Raw genomic sequence first — 19504 nt, forward strand, 5'->3', positions numbered from 1 at the left:
TGGTGCAATTTTGCGTTTTATGGCCTCGTTCGGAGGCCTATACGGTCAATTTCATGGATTGGAACTTTCAGACGGCCGAAGAACTTGCGGCCGCATTGCGCGCCGGTGACGTGACCTCGGTGGAGCTGACCGACGAGGCGATCACCCGTATCGAGCGCGAAGACAAGGCGATCAACGCGATCTGCGTACCGGACTTCGATCGGGCGCGGGCCGCCGCGCGCGATGCCGACCAGGCGCGTGCCCGCGGCGAGGATCGGCCGCTGCTCGGTATTCCGGTGACGGTCAAGGAGTCGTACGACATCGCCGGGCTGCCCACGACCTGGGGCATGCCGCAGCACCGGGACTATGTGCCGGCCGAGGATGCGGTACAGGTGTCGCGGCTCAAGGCAGCCGGCGCGGTGCTGCTCGGTAAGACCAATGTGCCTTTGGGGCTGCAAGATCTGCAGAGCTTCAACGAGATCTATGGCGCGACCAACAACCCGTGGGATCACGCTCGCACCTCGGGCGGTTCCTCCGGCGGATCGGCGGCGGCTCTGGCGGCCGGATTCGGCGCGTTGTCCATCGGCTCCGATATCGGCGGCTCGCTGCGCACGCCCGCGCATTTCTGCGGTGTCTACGCGCACAAGCCGACACTCGGACTGCTGGCGAACCGCGGCATGGTCCCGCCGGACGCGCCGGCGCTGCCGGTCGACCTCGACCTCGCCGTCGTCGGCCCGATGGCGCGCACCGCCCGCGACCTCACGCTCCTGCTCGACGTCATGGCCGGGCCGGACCCGCTGACGCTCGGCCTGGCGTACGACGTGACGCTGCCGCCCGCACGCCACGAGCGGCTCGGCGACTTCCGGGTCCTGGTTCTCGACGAGCATCCGCTCCTCCCGACCGGGTCCGCTGTGCGGGCCGGCGTGAACCGGGTGGCCGAGGCACTTGTCGACGGCGGTGCGCACGTCGTACGGCAGACTCCGCTGCTGCCCGACCTGGCCGAAGCCGCGATGCTCTATACGCAGTTGCTGTTCTCAGGCTCCGTTGCGCGTTTCCCCGTCGAAGCGTACGAGCAGCTGCGGACGAGCGCCGCCGGGCTGAGCGCGGACGATCAGAGTCTCGGCGCGGCGCGGCTGCGCGGGATGGTGTTCAGCCACCGCGACTGGATCGCGGCGAACGACCGTCGCGAGCTCCACCGTCACGGCTGGCGGCAGTTCTTCGCCGAGTTCGACGCCGTGGTGTGCCCGATCACGCCGACTCCCGCGTTCCCGCACGACCACAACGCCGATCTGTTGGGACGCCGGATCGACATCGACGGCGTCGAGTACCCGTTCTTCGACCAGCTGGTCTGGGCCGGCCTGGCCACCATGCCCGGCCTGCCCGCCACCGCCGTACCGACAGGCCTGTCTCCCGACGGCCTGCCGGTAGGGGTGCAACTCATCGGCCCGATGTACGAGGACCGCACCCCGCTACGACTGGCCGAACTACTCGAGCAGCACCTCGGCGGTTTCCAACCACCGAAGTAGGTCGGTTGTCACCTGGGGCGGGTGGCGTTCCAGAGGTACTTCTCGAAGCCGGAGGGGCCGACGTCGCCGGCCAGGTTCTTGTCGTCGGAGTCGAACGCTATGTGTTGTCCGTCGTCGGAGATCGCAGGGGCGGTGCTGCCCATGCGGCCGCCAAAGGGGTCGGTCTGGTTCTGGCGATGCGTGACCCAGACGAGGGAGCCGGTCTTGCGGTCGAGCCGGTACACGTCGCCGAGGGTGCCCTGATCCGTGCTGGAGGTACGGGCCTGCGTCCAGAACGTCACGTACCTGCCGTCGGCCGAGATGGTGCCACTGGCACCGCCGATGGCCGTCGAGGGGTTGCCCTGGTAGTCGGCCGAGATCAGTTGCGCTCGGTTGGTGCGGAGGTCGCGGAGCCAGACGTTGCTGGTCGGCTCGATACCCGGCCCACTGGTGAGGGTGAACACCACGAACCGGCCGTCGCTGGAGACGTCGGGTATGCCGGCCTCGACGATGACGGACGGCGGGTTGGCGGGTATGCCGTCCGAGACCGTGCGCGTCGTGTTCTTGTCGCGGTCGCGGACCTGGATGGCCGCAGGGCCGCCGAGGGCGGTGAAGGCCACGATGCGTCCGTTCCCGGAGATGGCGGGCTCGAGGGAGGGCAGGTCGGACTGGAGTCCCGCGGACGTCAGTGACACCCGTTCGGTGCGGCCGGCGCGGAGATTGCGGACGAAGATGTCCTGGGTGGCGTTGGTGTCGCCGGGCACGAGATTCGACGAGCTGGACTCGAAGGCGACATGGTTCCCGTCGGCGGAGATGTCGGGGAAGACCGCGCCCAGGTCCGCGGGACTGTCCAGGCCTACCGAGACCAGCGCCGTACGTCCGGTCCGCAGGTCGCGCCGGAAGACGTCGGGGCTGTCGTTGCTGTCACCGGGGACCAGGTTCGAGGCGAACGAGTCGAAGGCGACGAAACGTCCGTCGGCCGAGATCGATGCCTGCCGGCTCTCGCCGTTGCCCTGCACCCCGCCCGGACCGACCGAAACCAGGGTCGTACGGCCGGTCACCACGTCCCGGACGAAGATGTCGCGCTGGCCGTTGGTGTCGTTCGCGACGAGATCGGTCGCCGCCGAGGTGAAGACGACGTATCGCCCCTGTGCCGATGTTCCCGAGGCCCCGTCGACTCCCGAGCCCTCGTTGCCACCGATTCCGCTCAGCCCGACCGAGACCAGACTGATCGTGCCCGGATGCGGATTACCACTGGCTGCCGCCGGACCACCGACCGCTCCCGCCGACGCCGCGGTGACGACGATCACCGCAAGCGCGGTTCGGATCGGCTTGTGAACGTGGATGCTGGGAATCAGCTTCATGGTGTCCCCCCTTGGACACCAGTTAGATGCACCCCGAGGCCAAGAAGTTATCGGTGCCTCATCGGGTCGTTCACCTCTCGTGGTTGTGGTCTCGAGTCAGAAAACTCTAACATCATAGAGGTTGATGCTCTACGATGGCAGAGTGAATACATCGAGCGCGCTGATGCCTCCGGTTTCAACCGACAAGGAGAATCTGCCGCGATGAACCGGCCGGATGCAGTCGAGACCGTTCGCTCGTTGATCGGGGACCGGTATCCCCAGGCCGTTCAGGCGTGGCTCGGCGGCTCTGCCGCCGCGGGGCGTCTGACCGAGACATCAGACCTCGATGTCACCGTGGTGCTGCCCGGGACCACGGTCTGTCGGGAGGCGCTGACGTACGCCGGGTGGCCGATCGAACTGTTCGTCCACACCGAGGAATCCGTACGCCGCTTCGTCCAAATGGACGCCGCCAAACGCCAGCCGTCGATGGCTCGGCTCGTCGCGAGCAGTATTCCTGTGCTGGCCGGCGATCGTGGCGCCGAGCTGCGTGCCTACTGCTCGGCAGTCCTCGAGGAAGGTCCCGCGCCGCTAACTGACGACGAGGTGCGGCTGGCGCGCTATGTCCTGACCGATCTTCTCGATGATCTCGACGGACGTGGGTCGGAGCCGGCGATGGACGCTGTCGTCGTCGAGGTGTGGCGCCGCACAGCAGAGTTGCTGCTGGCGTCGGAGCGGCGCTGGAGCGGATCCGGCAAATGGCTGGTCCGCGAGATCGAGGCGCTCGACACCGCCGCGGGCAGTCGCTACGCGACATGGCTCCACGAGTCGCTCCAGGCCGCCCTCAACGGGAACCCGGAGGACCTCGTCAGGCTCGTCGACGAGGTCCTCGACCGCATGGGTGGACGGTTACGGGACGGGTTCCACCTCTCCGCCGGATCAGGTGAGGGTCAGGTACGTCGCGAGGACGTTGAGCCGGTGCAGGTCGCGGCACAGGGTCAGATATGACTTGCTGATGTCGTCCGTGTCGCCCTCGTACTGGTCCAAAGCCGCAAGCAGGTCGGCCTCCAAGCCGTCGGCGAAGGGGGAGGGGCACCGCCGGACCGTGTCGAGCATCGAATGACCTGCAGCGTGCAAGGAGCGGACGTCGTCCCGCAGTCGTTCGAGGTAGCGGATCAGCCAGTCGATCGCCTGGTGGCCGTCTCCGATCGGGCCGTGGCCGGGCACAATCGTGCCCAGGTCGACCTCGGCGTGGGCGTCGAAGGTGACATCGGGCTTCCGCCAGGTTCCGATGCCGTCGAGCAGTCCCTCGTCGCCGTACATGTTCTGCGACCGCAGCTTTTCCGCTCGTATTCGAGGTCGTTCATGTTCTCCTTGTTGACGCTGGAGGAGAGCACAGTGACATGGGCGGGGAAGGCGGCGATCTCTTGGATGCGCCGGGAGATCGCGGCAGTGATGCCCGCGTCGATGACGAGCGTGCCGGTGTCGCCGACGACCAGGCCGTTGTTGTCCTTGGGCGGCCGGTTCGCGACCAGTGCGTAGACGCCCTTGGCGAGCGGCACGCTCCCGAGTTCGAGCCCGACCGGGCTCAGGTTGGGCCCGCGGTAGTCGCTGGGACGTTCCGCGAGCTCGCGGTCGGGGATGTGGTGGACGGACATCGGTCTGCTCCGGGTCAGCGGCGCAGTAGGTGGGCTGTGGAGGTGTTCAGTTCGATCGGTTTGTCGTTGCCGACCACGACCGTGCCGCCGAGGTTGACCAGGTGGCCGTTGAGGACGCAGTTGGGTTCGAAGGCGAAGGTCATGCCGGGTTCGAGTGGTAGGCCGGCGCCGACGGTGGGTACCTCGCCGAGTTCGCCGTACGCCTTCGCGGGTGCGTAGGTCTTCAGGCCCCAGCCGAAGCCGCACACCGGGCCGTACGGGTTGAGGCTGTGGACCATCGGGTGCACGTTCCAGCCGCCCGCGTCCTTGAGGGTGGTGATCATCGCTTCGGCGACGTCGCCGAACGTGTTGTCGGGGACGAGTTGCGCCAGTCCGGCCTCGTAGCAGGCGCGGGCGACCTGCGCTGCCGCTTCGAGGTCGGGATGTACGTCGCCGACGGCGATCGCGACCTGGCTCTGGGTCTCGCGGCGCGCGACCGCGTTGAGAACTTCGGCCAGGACGACGTCGCCGTCGGCGATCACCTGTGGCTGCTGCGGGCGATGGGCCCACGGTGCGTCGCCCCACGAGACGACGGAAGGCCCGGTGTTGATGAGGATGTGGGGCTGCGCGCCGCGGGAGTAGCCGGCCGCCATACCGGCGGCGACGTGGGTGGCGTCCTTGCCGACCCGGATGCGGGCCGGCTCGATCCACAGTTCGTCGCCGCGCTTGGTGGCCTCGATGTGGTCCTCCACATGCATCGGCGACCAGACGAGCTGGATCGGGTCCTCGTCGCGGCAGAACATGACGATGGTGCCCGGACGATCGTTGGTGAAGTAGTTGTCGTGGGCAAACGGTGCGGCCGGCACACCCTCGTGTTCGCCGTACACCAGCAGCGCGTCGAGGGCCTCGTCGGCCATCAGGTCACGCGCCATCGCCCACCGCCGATCGCGTTCGGCTTCGCTCTTGATCATGCAACATGTGCATGTTAGCTTCCAGCTGTGCAGACCTCTAAGAGTGGTGCCAAGGGGCAGATGCAGTCGTTGCTGCGTGGGCTCGAGATGTTGCGGATCATCGTGGACGCGGACCGGCCGATGTCCGCGACCGAGGTGGCTAACGCTCTGGAGCTGCATCAGAGCACAGCGTCGCGGATCCTCGCGACGCTGGCCAGCGAAGGGTATGTGCGGAAGGCGAGCTACCACAGCTACAGCCCGGATTACGGCGTTCTGTCACTCGCGCTCGGTGCTCAGCCGCATTTCAGCGTCATGGAGCGGCCTCGCCAGGTGATGCAGGAGGCGGCCGATCAGGTGCCGGGGCTCACGTTCTCGATCTGCATGATGTGGCGGCAGGAGCTGATCTACTTCCTGAAGTCCATCGCGGCCCAGCAGCCGGTGATGTTCGAGGGCCATGGATATCCGATGCACATTTCCGCGCCGGCGATGCGCCTGATCGCCGACCTGCCCGACGACGAGGCGCTCGCTTTGCTGGAGCATTCGCGAGAGCGCTTCGGTTGGGACAGGCCGCATCCGCACGTGCCTGACAGCCCACGTGGGGTGATCGACCTCGCCCGGAAGAACGTGACCTTCGACTGCCTGATCGACGAGGGATACACCGAAGTCGAGAACTATGTCGCGGCGGCGATCCCGCTGCGCCCGTACGAAGGACATCCGGCGGCGCTCGCCGTCCATGGTCCCCGGGACGTCGCCGAGAACGACAAGCTCCGCCTGCTGCTGCATGAGACCCGCCGCGAGGTCGAAGCCGCGATCGACGCGGGCAACTAGACCCGCACCAGAACCGAACAACCGGATTCCACCCCGAGCGTCTCGGGGCGATGCCCCCTGCCCGGATCCCGGGCGGCGGCGGTCACAGGACAGGAGAACCATCATGACACTCACATCTCGACGCACCTTTCTCGGTGCGGCGGCAGGTGCCCTCGCGGCGGCCGGCCTGCCCTCGCTGACCGGCTGCGCGAAGGATTCCGGCGGATCGAACGCCGGCGGCAGCGGTTCCGGATCCGGGGTGATCAACGTCTGGGGCGGCGTACCCGCGGCGAACGGACCGCAGAAGCTGATCGACGCGTTCCAGCAGGCGAACCCGAAGATCAAGGTCAACTACACGCAGTTTGTGAACGACGCCGGCGGCAACCTCAAGCTGGACACCGCATTGCAGGGCGGTGCGCCGATCGACGTGTTCTTCACGTATGCGTTCGAGAACGTCGCGAAGCGGTCGGCGTCGAAGCAGTTGCTGGACCTGACCGGTTTGGTCAAGGGGGACAGCGGTCTGCAGAAGCTCGCTTCGCCGGAGTTCACCCCGGCCGTCGACGGCAAGGTGTTCTGCCTGCCCACCGCGGCCGAGCCGGGGGTGGTCTTCATCAACAAGACCATGCTGGAGGCGGCCGGCATCGAGGTGCCGACGCAGTGGACGGTCGAGGAGTACCACGAGATCGCCCGGAAGCTGAGTGCGAACAAGGTGCGCGGTTCCTTCGCCTCCCCGAAGGTGGCGATTCCGGCGCTCGGCGCGGACGCGGTGTACACGGCTGACGGCAAGGCGAACTTCACCAACCCGGCCTGGCTCGCAGAGGCGAAGCTGACCGAGGCGATGGCGAAGGACGGCTCGGCCTTCCCCGAGAAGCAGGTCATCTCGCAGCAGTTGCAGGCGTACTCGCAGAACGTGTTCCTCGGCGGCCAGGCCGTGCTGTGGACGACCGCGGCCTTCAGCCTGCGGTACGTCAACAATGCCGAGCAGTACCCGCACGACTTCATCACCACTTTCGCGCCGCTGCCGACCCCCGTAGGAGTCAAGGACGCCTGGAACACCGGTGCCTACGACAACTTCATCTCCATCGCCCAGAAGTCGAAGAAGCAGGATGCCGCGTGGACGTTCGTGCGGTTCTGGCTCGGTGACGGCGCGAAGTTCCTGCTGCCTGCCGGAAAGGTGTCGCCGACGTCGCCAGACACCACCGACCAACTGGTCTCCGGTCTGCTCGGTGCGGAGCCCGAGAAGCGGTACGACGTCGAGGCCTTCAAGTCGGTCTACTTCAGTCCTTCGATCAAGATGGGTGTCCCGAAGGTCTTCGCCGGTGCCGCGGAGATCGCCTCGGCTCAGACCAAGGTGACGCAGCAGTTGCGGCTCGGGCAGATCACTGCTGAGCAGTGGACGTCGACCATGCAGCAGCAGGCCACGGCCGCGATCGGCAAGAGCGGACGATGAGCGCGCCGACCACCGCGAGAGACGAGCGGCTCGTGCCCTCGTCGACCGAGGCGGCGGTGAACCCTGCCCGGCCTCGACGTCACTCCTGGGTACCTCTGCTCTTCCTTGCGCCGAATCTGCTCGGCGTCCTGATCTTCACGCTGGTCCCGCTGGTCGCCGGTGTGCTGGTGGCCTTCACCGACTGGGACGTGGTGTCCGGGCTACCGGGTCTGCGATGGGTGGGTCTGGAGAACTTCTCCGAGCTTCTCGGTGACGCGGCGTTCGGCCGGGCGTTGGGCCGTACAGGCTTCTACATCGCGGTGTCGGTGCCGGCCACTGTCTTGCTCGGGCTTGCGCTGGCGAATGTGCTCAACAAGCCGTTGCCCGGCCGCGCGGCACTGCGCGCGATCTTCTTCCTGCCGTACGTCGTCAACCCGATCGCCGTCGGCACCGTCTGGCTGATCATGCTGAACCCGGACTCGGGGCTGGTGAACAAAGTCCTGCGAGTCGTCGGCCTGGAGAACGGCCCGGGCTGGCTCACCTCGTCGTCGTGGGCGCTGCCCGCGCTCATGGTCATTCAGGTATGGGCTGGTGTCGGCTATGTCGCGGTGATCTACCTCGCGGCATACCAGGATCTGCCGGTCGACCTGTACGACGCGGCGAAGGTCGACGGAGCGGGCTCTTGGCGCCGGTTCCAGGCGATTACGTGGCCGGCGCTGTTCCCGACCACTGTGTTTCTGGTCATCACCAGCATGATCTCGACGTCACAGGGATTCGGACTGATCGCGTTCCTGACGCAGGGCGGTCCGGGTGAAGCGACGACCACGGCATCGTTCGCGATGTATCAGAACGGCTTCCTGTACTACCGGTTCGGCTACGCCGCCGCGATCGGGATGGCGATGTTCGCGCTCGTCCTGACACTGACAGCGGTCTCGTGGCGTGTGCAACGAGGACGGGGGATGAACGCATGAGCGCGCAGGCGGAACGGATCAAGTGGAAGACCGGGATCGTCGTCTGGCTGATCGCGCTGGGCTTCCTGATGCCCTTCGTGTGGATGCTGCTGTCCTCGCTGAAGCGCGACATCGACATCTTCGGCGGCGGCAGTTGGTGGCCGGATCCGCTGCAATGGGCGAACTACCGGAAGGTGTGGACAGGGCAGCATTCCCTGCTGCACTACTTCGCCAACAGCATCCTGGTCGCAGTACCCCGCGTCCTCGGTGAGCTCATGACCGCGTCGATGGCCGGCTACGCGTTCGCCCGGCTGCGGTTCCGTGGCCGGGACGGGATCTTCCTGCTGTACCTCGCAACGTCGATCGTGCCGGTGCAGCTCCTCCTCGTACCGCGCTTCATGTTCTTCTCCGAACTCGGCCTCTACGACACGCTGCTGGCCCTCATCCTGCCTGGCATGTTCACCGTCCTCGGCACGTTCCTGATGCGGCAGTACTTCTCGGGTCTGCCCGGTGAGCTGGCCGAGGCCGCACGGCTCGACGGCGCGGGTGAGTGGCGCGTGTTCTGGAGCGTCTACCTTCCACTGGCACGACCGGTCCTGGCCTCACTGGGAATCCTGGGCTTCGTCTGGTCCTGGAACGACTACGAGGGCCCGCTGATCATGCTGTCGTCGGACAGCAAGTACACGATCCCGCTTGGCCTGACCCAGTTCGTCAGCGAGAACGGCGCCTTGTCGGCCGGGTTGGCAATGGCCGCGTCGGTCTGCGCGACCGTCCCGATCGTGATCATCTTCCTCGCCTTTCAACGCAACTTCCTGGCCGCTCTCAGCACCACCGGCCTCAAGTGACCCACAGACCACCGACATCCCGCGCTCCCGCGCGAGAGAGGCAAGACATGACACAGCAGCACACGGTCGACGTCATCAGTGGCGTCGTACCACGACTCGCAGTCAAGGCGGATCACACTCCCCGCAGCGAGACCGGCATCGGAGCGCTGATGCCGTGGGCGGACCGGTTGTGGTTCGTCACGTACGTCGCGCACAAAGCGCCGACGGGTGGCGGCACCGGCCTGTTCTTCATCGACGACGACCTCCAGCTCACCAAGCATCAGGAGAGTGTCGTCGGGACCTACGCCAATCGCCTGGTCCACAAGGAGACCGACCAGCTGTTCATCGGCCCGCACGTCATCGATGCCGAGGGCAACGTCCGTACGATCGACGCGCTGGTCGACGTCCGGTTGACGGCCACCTGCCGGCACCTCACGGACCCGGCGAACAAGGTGCACGTACTCGGCATGGAGGGCGAGTTCTTCGAGCTCGACGTTCACACGCTGGCGGTGAAGCAGCTCGCCGACCTCTGCCTCGAGCTCGGCGTCACCGGATACGCGCACTTCAAGGACGCCTACACGCGCCACGGCCGTGTCGTCGTGGTCAACAACTCCTACTACGAGCAGGACTTCCCGACCGGCGAGAGCGAGGGACGCCTGGCCGAGTGGGACGGCACGACGTGGACGACGCTGGCCAAGACACAGTTCAACACGCTGTCCAGCGCCAACGGCATGGGCGACGCACTGTACGCCGTCGGCCAGGACCGAGCCTCGGCCCTCTTCCACGTCTACCTCCCCGAGACCGGCTGGAAGGTCTACCGGCTGCCGAAGTCGACCCACACCCAGGACCACGCCTTCACCACCGAGTGGCCGCGGATCCGTGAGGTCGAGTCCGAGCGTCTGCTGATGGACGCGAGCGGCATGTTCTACGAGCTGCCCTCACTGACCTACGGCAACGCGGTCTGGGGCATCCGCCCGATCTCCTCACACCTTCGCATCGTCGGCGACTTCTGTTCCTGGAACGGGCTGCTCGTGCTGGCCGGCGACCAGACCACGCCGATTCACGACGCCAACCCGGTCGCCGGTCAGCCACAGGCCAACCTGTGGTTCGGCAAGACCGACGATCTCTGGTCCTGGGGCAAACCGCAGGGCTGGGGCGGTCCGTGGTGGGAGACCGCGGTGGAGGCCGACGTACCGTCGGATCCGTACCTGATGACTGGTTTCGAGCACAAGTGCCTGCACCTGACGCACGACGCGGACACCGCGGTCGACTTCCATCTCGAGGTCGACTTCATGGGCACCGGTACCTTCCGCCGCCTGCGCACCATCCCTGTCGGCCCGAAGGGCTACGAAGCCTTCACCTTCCCCACCGGCTTCAGCGCGCACTGGATTCGCATCGTCCCCTCCGCGTCCTGCGAGGCCACCGCCCAACTCGTCTACACCTGAGACAGCCGCGCACTTGGCGACTGCCGCCGCCTTCCGCGGCGGTCGCCGGAGCGCGGCCTGGCTCGAAAGGATGATTCCCATGGCCGACTCCGTCCATCTTCGGGCCGCGGGCTGCTCACTGGTGATCCTCGTCGAGCCGGATCGGCTGCCCCGGATTCGCCACTGGGGAGCCGACCTCGGCTCGCTGTCCGCAGCTGACCTCCAGGGCTTGAACCTCCTCAGCGACCCGCAGAGCGCCCTGCCGGGGGAGTTGCCGGCGGCTGAGGTCGCGGTGGTGGCCGAGGCGTGGACAGGCTGGTTCGGCCGCGCCGGTCTCAAGGGCTCGCGTGAGGGCCGGTCGTGGTCTCCGCGGTTCAGCACGACCGGGGTCACAGTGGACGGTCGGCCGGTGAGCGGACATGTGGAGAGCGGTCCCGGTGTGCTGTGGTGTGAGGCCGTCGACGCGGACGCGGACCTGGCTCTTGAAGTGGAGTTCGAACTCTTGGCGGCCGGGCTGGTACGCGTGCGCGTCAGGCTGATCAACCAGGGACCGGTCTTCGAACTCGACGAGCTGTCCATCAACCTCCCGGTACCCAGCCAAGCGACCGAGATCCTGGACTTCGGCGGCCGCTGGGGGATGGAACGCCAAGCGCAGCGGCATGCATTCACCGTGGGCACGCATCTTCGGGAAAGCCGGCGCGGGCGCACCGGCCTGGACGCCGCGACAGTTCTGCATGCGATGGGGCCCGGCGCGACGTTCGGGGCGGGTGAGGTGTGGGGTGTTCATGTCGGATGGAGCGGCAATCACCGGCACTTCGCCGAGCACGACAGCACCGGCGTCCGGCTGCTCGGTGGCGGCGAACTGCTGCTGCCTGGCGAAGTGCGGCTGGCCCGGGGTGAAGGCTACGAGACTCCCTGGCTCTACGCGTCGTACGGCGTGGGCCTCGACGCGGTCGCCCACCGGTTCCACCGCTTCCTTCGTGACCGACCTGACCACGTGTCCGCCGAACGGCCGGTGACGCTGAACGTCTGGGAAGCGGTGTACTTCGACCACGACCTGCATCGTCTGACCGCGTTGGTGGACCGGGCAGCGGCGGTGGGAGTCGAACGCTTCGTCCTGGACGACGGCTGGTTCGGTGCGCGCCGCGATGCCCGGGCGGGCCTGGGGGACTGGACGGTCTCGCCGGACGCCTGGCCCGACGGGCTGCATCCATTGGTGAACGCCGTCCGCGGCCACGGAATGCAATTCGGCTTGTGGTTCGAACCCGAGATGGTCAACCTCGACTCCGACCTCGCCCGCGCCCACCCCGACTGGATCATGGCCGCACGCTCCGAGCTGCCGCTCGAGCAGCGCAACCAGCACGTGCTCAACCTCTCGATCCCGGAGTGCTACGCGGCGATCCGCGACCAGCTCGTGGCAGCGATCTCGGAGTACGACGTCGACTACGTCAAATGGGACCACAACCGCGACCACATCGAAGCAGGCCTGCAACTGGATGGCGGCGTACCTGCCGAACACGAACAGACGCTCGCGGTGTACCACCTGCTCGACGAACTGAAGAACCGCTTTCCCCGCCTGGAGATCGAGTCCTGCGCGGCCGGCGGAGGCCGCATCGACCTCGGCATCCTCGAACGCACCGACCGCGTCTGGGTCTCCGACTGCATCGACCCCCTCGAACGGCAACGCCTGCTGCGATGGACCGGGCAACTGGTACCGCCGGAACTGATGGGGTCCCACATCGGGTCCGCACAGTCACACACCACCCAGCGCACCCACGGCCTCGCCTTCCGGGCGATGACCGCCCTGTTCGGCCACTACGGCATCGAGTGGGACCTGACGGCCGCCACCGACGACGAGCTCCGCGAACTGTCCGAATGGATCGGCATCTACAAGCAGCACCGCGGACTGATCAACAGCGGCACCGTTGTGCGCGGCCCCGATCCGGCAGACAACCTCTGGCTGCACGGCGTCGTCGCTGAGGATCGCTCCCAGGCGATCTATTGCGTCGCCGCGATGTCCTGGGGTGTCGCATCGACACCGCCCCGGGCCAGGCTACGCGGCCTGGACCCCACCCGCCGCTACCAGGTCAGGCCAATCGTCGCAGGTCAAGCACCGCACAGGTTCCAACCGACCCGCTGGTGGAACGACAGCCAGTCGACAACCACCGGCGCCGTCCTGGAGCACGTCGGCGTACAACTCCCCAACCTGTTGCCAGAGCACGCAATACTGCTGCAGGCTCGCACCCTCGACGCACCACGCTCGTCCTCGGCCGAGTAGCAGCCGATCCCACTGCCTGACCCGCCGCTTCCTTGAGGGTGGTGGCCATCGCGTGAGCCGGCCTCGTAGCACGCTCGGACGACCTACGCGGCCGCTTCCACATCGGGATGCACGTCGCCAACCGCGGGCTCTATGATCGTAGAGATCAGACAGACAAGAGCCGACCTTCCTCCAGAGCGTGTTCACTTCTGCGTGGCGGGGTCGTCGTCTTCCCAGGCGATTGAGCTGATGCGCCAGCCGGTCGGGGTGCGGACGAACTGGGTGGTTTTGTGGCCGCCGCCCTTGATCCGCTCGCCGTTGTGGATGCCGGACTTGCGGTACTCGCTGAACCGGTGGGCGATCGAGCCGTAGATCTCGGTGCGTTCGCTGACCTCCCACTCGGAGAACTCGGTCAGCGTGCCGTCGGTGAGGATCTGCTGGCGGGGTGCGATGAAGGAGTCGAGGTCGTAGACGACCGACTGGTCTCCGGTCTGGCTGATGATCGTTGCTCGGGGAATGCATACCTCGTGGATGCGGTCGGTGCGAGGTGGACCGTCGGTGTTGGTGAAGGCGCTGAAGAACAGGCGCATCAGTTCGTCGAGTTCGGCTTTGACGGTGTCGGGGTGGCTTTGGGCGGTGGACATCGAACTCCGTTCACTGTTCATTGCGGAGGGCCTCGAGCCAGAGTGCGATTGGGCGGCGGAGGTCGTTGAGGCTGGCTCGGGTGCCCGGTGTGATGGCGGCGCGGGCGCCGTACAGGCGGTCGAAGAGGAGGCCTTCGAGCAGGCTGAGGAGGTCGCGTGCGGCGCGGGTCGGGCGGGGCGCTCCGAGTGATTTCATCAGTTCGGTGGCCGGTTCGAGACCGAAGAGGCAGGCGGCGAGGGCGTTACGGAGTTCTTCGTCGTCGATGGCGTCCGGGCTCAGCGCGTAGCGGGCGAGTGCGTCGCGGCGACGCGGCCCGAGCAGCGTGTCGACGTACTTGGCCATGAACGCGGCCGCCGTGGCCGTCGTCACCTCGGCTACGCGGCGCTCGTCCTGGGCGGCCGCGAAGGCGTCGCGGGTCACGTCGGTGAGGTGCCTGATCGTGGCTTCGACGAGTTGCTCGCGGGTGCGGAAATAGTACGACGTCGAGCCCTGCGCGATGCCGAGCTCCTTGTCGATCTTCTGATGGGTGAGCGCGTGATTGCCGCCCTCGGCCGCGAGGGTCAGCGCGGCGTCACAGATCTCGGTACGGCGACTCGAACGTCGGGGCATGCTGCGCATCCTAATAACTCTAGGATCTCAGAGCCTCGCCGAATCAGATCATGCCGGTGGTGTCGATCTTCGTGCTCGCCTGAGCTCCGATGAACATGGACTGACAGCAACTCTGACATCCTAGAGTTATCTCCAGCGCGCCCATCAGGTCGAACCTTGCGGTCGCAGCCGACCGCTCCTCGGGCTCCAGTTCTGTTCCGGCGCTGTTCCGTGAGACCTTGGCAATCGGCGGTCAACAGCGCGAAAACTTGAGCGTTGATGTCGGGCGGCCCGAGGCGGAGCCGCCCGACATCACGGCTCACTTGGTGGCGGCCAGCAGGTCGGCTTTGTGCAGGTCCAGCCACTTTTCGAACGATTCCAGGGCCGGGTTCAGCTCGCGGACATTCGACAGGTCGCGGTTGCCGGTGAACTCGTCGTGGTTCTCGGCGTAGAACTGGAACATGTTGGACATTTCTACGGCCATGGGGAACGGGTAGGTGCGGTACTCCTCGAAGGTCGGGGCGTAGTAGGTGACCTGTTCGCCGAGGGCTTTGGTGAGGGCGGCGGCGTACTCGTGGCCGGTGAGGTGGTCGCCCGCGACGCTGACGGTCTGGCCGATGAGGTCGGGGCGCTTGAGGATGGCGAAGGCGCTGCGGCCGATGTCGTCGGAGGCGATGCCGGACAGGCGCTGATCGCCCATCGGCAACGTGATGGTCAGCGTGCCGTCGGCGTTGCGGGTCGGCGGCAGGGCGGTGACGAACGCGTCGAAGTAGAACGTGGTCCGCAGGAACGTCGTCGGTACGCCGTACTTCGTGAACAGCTCGTCGGCCTCGCCCTTCGCGTCGAAGTGGGGGACCTTGTAGCGGCCGTCGTCCAGACTCGGTACGTCGTCGCGCCCGGCGAAGAACGGGCGGGTGTCCTCGAGCGTCGACCAGACCAGGTGCTGTACGCCGGCGTCGCGGGCGGCCCGCGCGGCGATCTCGGCCTGGGCCAGCTCCATCTCGGCGCGCGTCCGGGCCGCCTCCTCGTCCGCGCTCAGCGGCGCCCAGTAGTTCGTCACCACGAACGCGCCGTACGCGCCGTCGAACGCGGCCCGGATGCTCGCCTCGTCGTCGAGGTCGGCGGCAACCACTTCGGCGCCCGCGGTGGCGAGGTCCTTCGCGGCGCCGGAGGCCGGGTTCCGGGTCAGCGCCCGGACGGTGAACTCGCCCGACGGATCCGCCAGGATCGCGCGGACCAGCGCGCCGCCCTGTGCTCCGGTGGCTCCGACGACGGCGATCAGCTTGCTCATATCCGTTCACTCCCAAGTGTCAGGTTGATGTGTCAACTCCACTGATCGTAGCGCGATTGGTTGATGTGTCAACCCGAGCGGGTAGGATGGCTCCCGTGAGCAAGGGACCGTGGTTGGACGACGACGAGCAGAAGGCGTGGCGCAGCTACCTGCTGATGCATCGGACGCTGAAGGCGCACCTGGAACGGCACCTTCAGCGGGATTTCGGGCTGTCCGGGTCGGACTTCGAGATCCTCGTCAACCTGTCGGAGTCGGAGTCCGGCCGGATGCGCGCGTTCGAGCTCAGCCGGGCGACGCAGTGGGAGAAGAGCCGGCTGTCGCACCACCTCGCCCGGATGGAGAAGCGCGGGCTGATCCGCAAGGAGGCCTGCGACTCGCGGTACCCGGAGATCGTCGTCACCGAGGAAGGCCTGGCGGCGATCAAGGAGTCCGCGCCGGCGCAGGCCGCGCTGGTGCGGCAGTTCTTCGTCGACGTGTTCGGACCCGATCGGCTCGCGGTCCTCGGTGAGGTCGCCGACGAGATCGTCGGCACGATCGGCACGCACTGCGACACCGACTGCCCGCTGGAGGCCCGCTCCTGAGGAGAGTTCTCAGAGAGCTCTCAGCAGAACTTGACGGTGGCTTGATCTTCTCTTGGAGTGCGGCTGACGGGCCTCGAACGAGGCTTACGGCATGGTCACCACAGACGAATCCCAACCCAACCGCCGGCGCTGGCTGCACCGAGCGTCCGCGGCCGCGATAGCCACTGCCGTCCTGGGCGTCGGCGCGACCGGGATCTCGGTCGCGGTCGTGTCGTCGAAGAACTCCGACAGCGGCACCACCGGTACGACGACGTCCACCAGCTCCTCCGGTTCGAGTTCGAGCTCGGACGACAGCAGCAGCTCGAGCGGGGTCGGGTCGGCCGACTCCGGCTCCACCTCGCAGGGCGGGAGCAACGGGTCATGACCGCCTCCCGCACGTGGAACGCGTGGAGTTGTACGGTCCGGCTGACCGTCGACGACCCCGCCGTACTGGGGGCGGCGTGCGGTGAGCTCAAGGCGCTGATGGACCGCGTCGACAAGGCCGCGAGCCGGTTCCGCCCGGACTCCGAGCTGTCGGTCGTCAACACCCGCGCCGGCGCACTCGTACCGGTGTCCCGTCTGCTCGTCGACCTGGTAGACGTCAGCCTGGTCGCGGCCCAGATGAGCGGCGGGGCGGTCGACCCGACGGTCGGCTCGGCGGTGATCGCGGCCGGGTACGACGCGGACATCGAGAGGGTACGGCGGCGCTTCCCGCAGGCGCCGGAGGAGCCGACGCAGATCGCGGGCTGGCAGGCGGTCCGTCTCAACCGGAAGCTGGCGCTGCTAGGTGTTCCGAAGGAGTGCGCTCTCGACCTCGGTGCGACCGCCAAGGCCTGGACCGCCGACCGGGCGGCCAACGTGATCAGCAAGCGCTACGGCTGTGCGGTCCTCGTCGAGATCGGCGGCGACCTGCGGGCAGCGGGTACGCCGAAGAAGCCGTGGGTCATCACCGTCGCGGAGCGTGCCGGTGATGAGGGCGTCCTCGTGACGCTGGCCCACGGTGGCCTGACCACGTCGACCCGGACCGCACGGCGTTGGCAGACGCTGACCGGCTACGGTCACCACGTCATCGACCCGCGGACGGGCCGTCCCTCGGAGGGTCCGTACCGGACCGCCTCCGTGTGGGCGCCGACCGCCGTACGGGCGAACACCTTCAGCACTGCGCTGATCGCCACGGGCGAGGCGGCTGTTGGGCGGCTGAAGCTGTCCGGTCACCCGGCGCGGCTGATCGCCGACGACGGTGACGTCACCGAGTTGTGCGGTTGGCCGACAGCGAGCAGGGCCGCCTGATGACCCTGTGGTACCTGGCCCGTGCGGCCGGTGTGGTCACGATGGTCATGTTCACGCTGTCCGCTGTGCTCGGAATGGTGATGCCCGGCGTACGTCGGCCGGAGCGGCGGTTCTGGCTCCAGTACGTGCACCGCTCGGCCGCTGTGACCGGACTGGTCCTGCTGGCGACCCATGTGGTCGCAGTGATCTCCGACAGCTACATAGACATCAGTCCGACCGTTCTTGTGTGGCCGTTCGGCTCTGGCTACCGGCCGTTCGCCATGTTCGTCGGTGCGCTTGCTCTCTACAGCCTGGTACTGGCGTCCCTCGTCGGAGCAGCCCGTGGTCGATTGGCCGCGTCCGCAACGTTCACGAAGCACTGGCGCAGGCTGCACATCGCCGCGTCGGTCGGGTGGCTGTTGTCCATCGGCCACGCACTGCTGGCAGGTACCGACCGCAGTACGCCGTGGATGCTCGGCATCACGCTCGGCTGCCTGGCCGCAGTGGCGACGGCCGGTGCGTACCGCCTCAACAACGCGACCCCCAAGACCACCCGTGCCTGGAGGACCCAGTGACCATCATCGAAAGCGAGCGACACAGGGTCATCGGTGAGGCCAGAGTGCTGGCCGGACTCGACCAGGACCTCCAGCAACACCTTCTGACGCACGGTCCGCTACCAGATCTGACCCGGGACGACTACGTGCAGCTCTGCGAAGCCGTAGGTCTCAGGGGGCGCGGTGGCGCGGCCTTTCCGGTCGCACTGAAGCTGCAGGACCTCCCAGCTCGCGGTGTGGAAGCTGTGGTGGTTAACGGCTCGGAGAGCGAGCCGGTGAGTCGCAAGGACCGTCTGCTCCTCACTCGGGCGCCACACCTCGTTCTGGACGGCGCAGTTGGTCTCGCGCACGCTCTGCGGGCGCCGCACGTGCTGATCGCCGTACACGACGCTGCCGCAGCCACGTCCCTCCGGCAGGCGCTGATGGAGCGTGACGACCGGCTGGCCATCGAGGTGCGCGAGACCCCGGGCCGGTTCGTCGCAGGTGAGGCCCGAGCGGTGCTGAGCGCGCTCGAAGGAGGTAGTGCTGTCCCACCGGGACGGCGGGTGCTGCCGACGCGGAAGGGGTACCACCGGCGGCCGACCTTCCTGTCGAACGTGGAGACGTTCGCCCAGCTCGCCGTACTCGCGCGGCTCGGGTCCCGCGGGTTCAGCAGTACCGGTCTGATCAGCGAGCCGGGTACGCAGCTCCTGACGATCGACGGGGCGGTCCAACGGCCCGGGGTGATCGAGACACCGACAGGTGTCCCACTGGACACAGTCCTGCAGTACGTCGGTGCAGAACCGGGACCTGTCCTACTGGGTGGGTACCACGGGCGCTGGCTGTCGCAGACCGATGGCGTGATGCTGCAGCGACCTGAGGTATCCGCCGGAATCATCCTGGCGCTCGGCTCCAGCACCTGTCCGCTCGGCGAGGTCACCAGGGTCGCTGAATGGCTGAGGAGTCAGTCAGCCGGCCAGTGCGGGCCCTGCGTCTTCGGACTCGCCTCACTCGTCGACGACTTCGCCCGGCTGACCGTCGGCGACCCGCAGGGGTGGCACGACGCCTATCGGCACCTCGGCCTGGTTCCGGGGCGAGGAGCCTGCGCGCACCCGGACGGGGTTGCGAGGTTCCTCACATCGGCGCTCGAGGTGTTCGACGACGACGTACAGCTGCACCTGTCTGGTCAGGGGTGTGGGCGACCGGTTCTGGGAGTTCTTGGAGGTACCCGATGAACAAGCTGGAGATCGACTGGACCCGGTGCGACAGGCACGGCTTGTGCGCCGGTCTGATGCCTGATGACGTCCTCCTCGACGACTGGGGGTTCCCGGTTCTCCGGGGCCGCGAAATCACCGCCGGTGAGCTCCCGGACGCGCGCCGCGCAGTCCTCGCCTGCCCAGCACTTGCACTACGCCTCAGTAGTGAGTCTGTGTCCTAGTGACAGGCCCGTCCCGACACCACACCAGTGACAAAGGTGGACTAATCTCTGAGTGACCGCACAACGTCGTGCGGTCCG

General features: G+C 67.2%; 21 protein-coding genes. 14 read left to right on the forward strand and 7 right to left on the reverse strand.

Annotation, left to right across the window (positions count from 1 at the left end):
• Positions 1-53: 53 nt before the first annotated feature.
• On the forward strand, positions 54-1505 hold the full coding sequence (locus OHB24_RS20075; protein WP_327640600.1) for an amidase: 1452 nt from the start codon (positions 54-56) through the stop codon (positions 1503-1505).
• An 8-nt stretch (positions 1506-1513) separates the two neighbouring features.
• Here the strand turns inward: OHB24_RS20075 and OHB24_RS20080 are convergent, their stop codons facing one another.
• A complete protein-coding gene (locus tag OHB24_RS20080; RefSeq protein WP_327640601.1) occupies positions 1514-2848 on the reverse strand; it encodes a TolB family protein in 1335 nt (444 codons plus the stop codon).
• A gap of 201 nt (positions 2849-3049) precedes the next feature.
• Here OHB24_RS20080 and OHB24_RS20085 point away from each other — a divergent pair, with 201 nt between their 5' ends.
• Complete coding sequence (locus OHB24_RS20085) at positions 3050-3832, forward strand: nucleotidyltransferase domain-containing protein (protein WP_327640602.1); 783 nt, start codon at positions 3050-3052, stop codon at positions 3830-3832.
• Here the strand turns inward: OHB24_RS20085 and OHB24_RS20090 are convergent.
• Positions 3764-4147 carry a hypothetical protein gene (locus OHB24_RS20090; protein WP_327640603.1) on the reverse strand — a complete coding sequence of 128 codons (384 nt, stop codon included), beginning with the start codon at positions 4145-4147 and terminating at the stop codon, positions 3764-3766. The two genes, OHB24_RS20085 and OHB24_RS20090, sit on opposite strands and share 69 nt — an antisense overlap.
• 75 nt (positions 4148-4222) lie before the next feature.
• On the opposite strand from OHB24_RS20090, the gene OHB24_RS20095 reads away from it, so the two are divergent.
• Complete coding sequence (locus OHB24_RS20095) at positions 4223-4366, forward strand: hypothetical protein (protein ID WP_327640604.1); 144 nt, start codon at positions 4223-4225, stop codon at positions 4364-4366.
• Positions 4367-4496: 130 nt separating this feature from the next.
• On the opposite strand, the gene OHB24_RS20100 is transcribed toward OHB24_RS20095, so the two are convergent.
• Complete coding sequence (locus OHB24_RS20100; RefSeq protein WP_327640605.1) at positions 4497-5432, reverse strand: M24 family metallopeptidase; 936 nt, start codon at positions 5430-5432, stop codon at positions 4497-4499.
• 27 nt (positions 5433-5459) lie between these two features.
• Here OHB24_RS20100 and OHB24_RS20105 point away from each other — a divergent pair, with 27 nt between their 5' ends.
• From OHB24_RS20105 to OHB24_RS20130, 6 genes are all read left to right on the forward strand, one after another.
• Positions 5460-6239 carry an IclR family transcriptional regulator gene (locus OHB24_RS20105; RefSeq protein WP_327640606.1) on the forward strand — a complete coding sequence of 260 codons (780 nt, stop codon included), beginning with the start codon at positions 5460-5462 and terminating at the stop codon, positions 6237-6239.
• Between the two features lie 103 nt (positions 6240-6342).
• A complete protein-coding gene (locus OHB24_RS20110) occupies positions 6343-7668 on the forward strand; it encodes an ABC transporter substrate-binding protein (RefSeq protein WP_327640607.1) in 1326 nt (441 codons plus the stop codon).
• Positions 7665-8618: a carbohydrate ABC transporter permease gene (locus tag OHB24_RS20115; protein ID WP_327640608.1), complete on the forward strand. Its 954-nt coding sequence runs from the start codon at positions 7665-7667 to the stop codon at positions 8616-8618. The genes OHB24_RS20110 and OHB24_RS20115 overlap by 4 nt, the downstream gene beginning before the upstream one ends.
• Positions 8615-9442 (forward strand): carbohydrate ABC transporter permease, encoded by an 828-nt coding sequence (locus OHB24_RS20120; protein WP_327640609.1) that lies wholly within the window; start codon positions 8615-8617, stop codon positions 9440-9442. Before OHB24_RS20115 ends, OHB24_RS20120 begins: the two co-directional genes overlap by 4 nt.
• Positions 9443-9489: 47 nt before the next feature.
• A complete protein-coding gene (locus OHB24_RS20125) occupies positions 9490-10866 on the forward strand; it encodes a hypothetical protein (RefSeq protein ID WP_327640610.1) in 1377 nt (458 codons plus the stop codon).
• Between the two features lie 79 nt (positions 10867-10945).
• Positions 10946-13123 carry an alpha-galactosidase gene (locus tag OHB24_RS20130; protein ID WP_327640611.1) on the forward strand — a complete coding sequence of 726 codons (2178 nt, stop codon included), beginning with the start codon at positions 10946-10948 and terminating at the stop codon, positions 13121-13123.
• 182 nt (positions 13124-13305) lie between these two features.
• Here the strand turns inward: OHB24_RS20130 and OHB24_RS20135 are convergent, their stop codons facing one another.
• The 3 genes from OHB24_RS20135 to OHB24_RS20145 form a co-directional block, all read right to left on the reverse strand.
• A complete protein-coding gene (locus OHB24_RS20135) occupies positions 13306-13746 on the reverse strand; it encodes a DUF4440 domain-containing protein (protein WP_327640612.1) in 441 nt (146 codons plus the stop codon).
• Between the two features lie 10 nt (positions 13747-13756).
• On the reverse strand, positions 13757-14356 hold the full coding sequence (locus tag OHB24_RS20140; RefSeq protein WP_327640613.1) for a TetR/AcrR family transcriptional regulator: 600 nt from the start codon (positions 14354-14356) through the stop codon (positions 13757-13759).
• A 298-nt stretch (positions 14357-14654) separates the two neighbouring features.
• Positions 14655-15626 carry an NmrA/HSCARG family protein gene (locus OHB24_RS20145; RefSeq protein WP_327640614.1) on the reverse strand — a complete coding sequence of 324 codons (972 nt, stop codon included), beginning with the start codon at positions 15624-15626 and terminating at the stop codon, positions 14655-14657.
• Between the two features lie 86 nt (positions 15627-15712).
• Here OHB24_RS20145 and OHB24_RS20150 point away from each other — a divergent pair, with 86 nt between their 5' ends.
• Positions 15713-16207, forward strand: a complete 495-nt coding sequence (locus tag OHB24_RS20150) for a MarR family winged helix-turn-helix transcriptional regulator (RefSeq protein ID WP_442913978.1) — start codon at positions 15713-15715, stop codon at positions 16205-16207.
• Between the two features lie 84 nt (positions 16208-16291).
• Here OHB24_RS20150 and OHB24_RS20155 read toward each other — a convergent pair whose 3' ends face one another.
• Positions 16292-16561, reverse strand: coding sequence for a hypothetical protein (locus OHB24_RS20155; RefSeq protein ID WP_327640616.1), 270 nt, complete (start codon positions 16559-16561; stop codon positions 16292-16294).
• A 6-nt stretch (positions 16562-16567) separates the two neighbouring features.
• Between OHB24_RS20155 and OHB24_RS20160 the strand changes: the two genes are divergently transcribed.
• From OHB24_RS20160 to OHB24_RS20175, 4 genes are read left to right on the forward strand one after another with little or no spacing between them, the layout of a single operon-like run.
• Positions 16568-17476 (forward strand): FAD:protein FMN transferase, encoded by a 909-nt coding sequence (locus tag OHB24_RS20160; RefSeq protein ID WP_327640617.1) that lies wholly within the window; start codon positions 16568-16570, stop codon positions 17474-17476.
• Positions 17476-18030 (forward strand): hypothetical protein, encoded by a 555-nt coding sequence (locus OHB24_RS20165; RefSeq protein ID WP_327640618.1) that lies wholly within the window; start codon positions 17476-17478, stop codon positions 18028-18030. The genes OHB24_RS20160 and OHB24_RS20165 overlap by 1 nt, the downstream gene beginning before the upstream one ends.
• On the forward strand, positions 18027-19223 hold the full coding sequence (locus OHB24_RS20170) for an NADH-ubiquinone oxidoreductase-F iron-sulfur binding region domain-containing protein (protein ID WP_327640619.1): 1197 nt from the start codon (positions 18027-18029) through the stop codon (positions 19221-19223). Before OHB24_RS20165 ends, OHB24_RS20170 begins: the two co-directional genes overlap by 4 nt.
• Complete coding sequence (locus OHB24_RS20175) at positions 19220-19426, forward strand: ferredoxin (protein ID WP_327640620.1); 207 nt, start codon at positions 19220-19222, stop codon at positions 19424-19426. Before OHB24_RS20170 ends, OHB24_RS20175 begins: the two co-directional genes overlap by 4 nt.
• Positions 19427-19504: the final 78 nt, after the last annotated feature.

Origin of the sequence: Kribbella sp. NBC_00482, from assembly GCF_036013725.1 — a bacterium.
Classification (GTDB): domain Bacteria; phylum Actinomycetota; class Actinomycetes; order Propionibacteriales; family Kribbellaceae; genus Kribbella.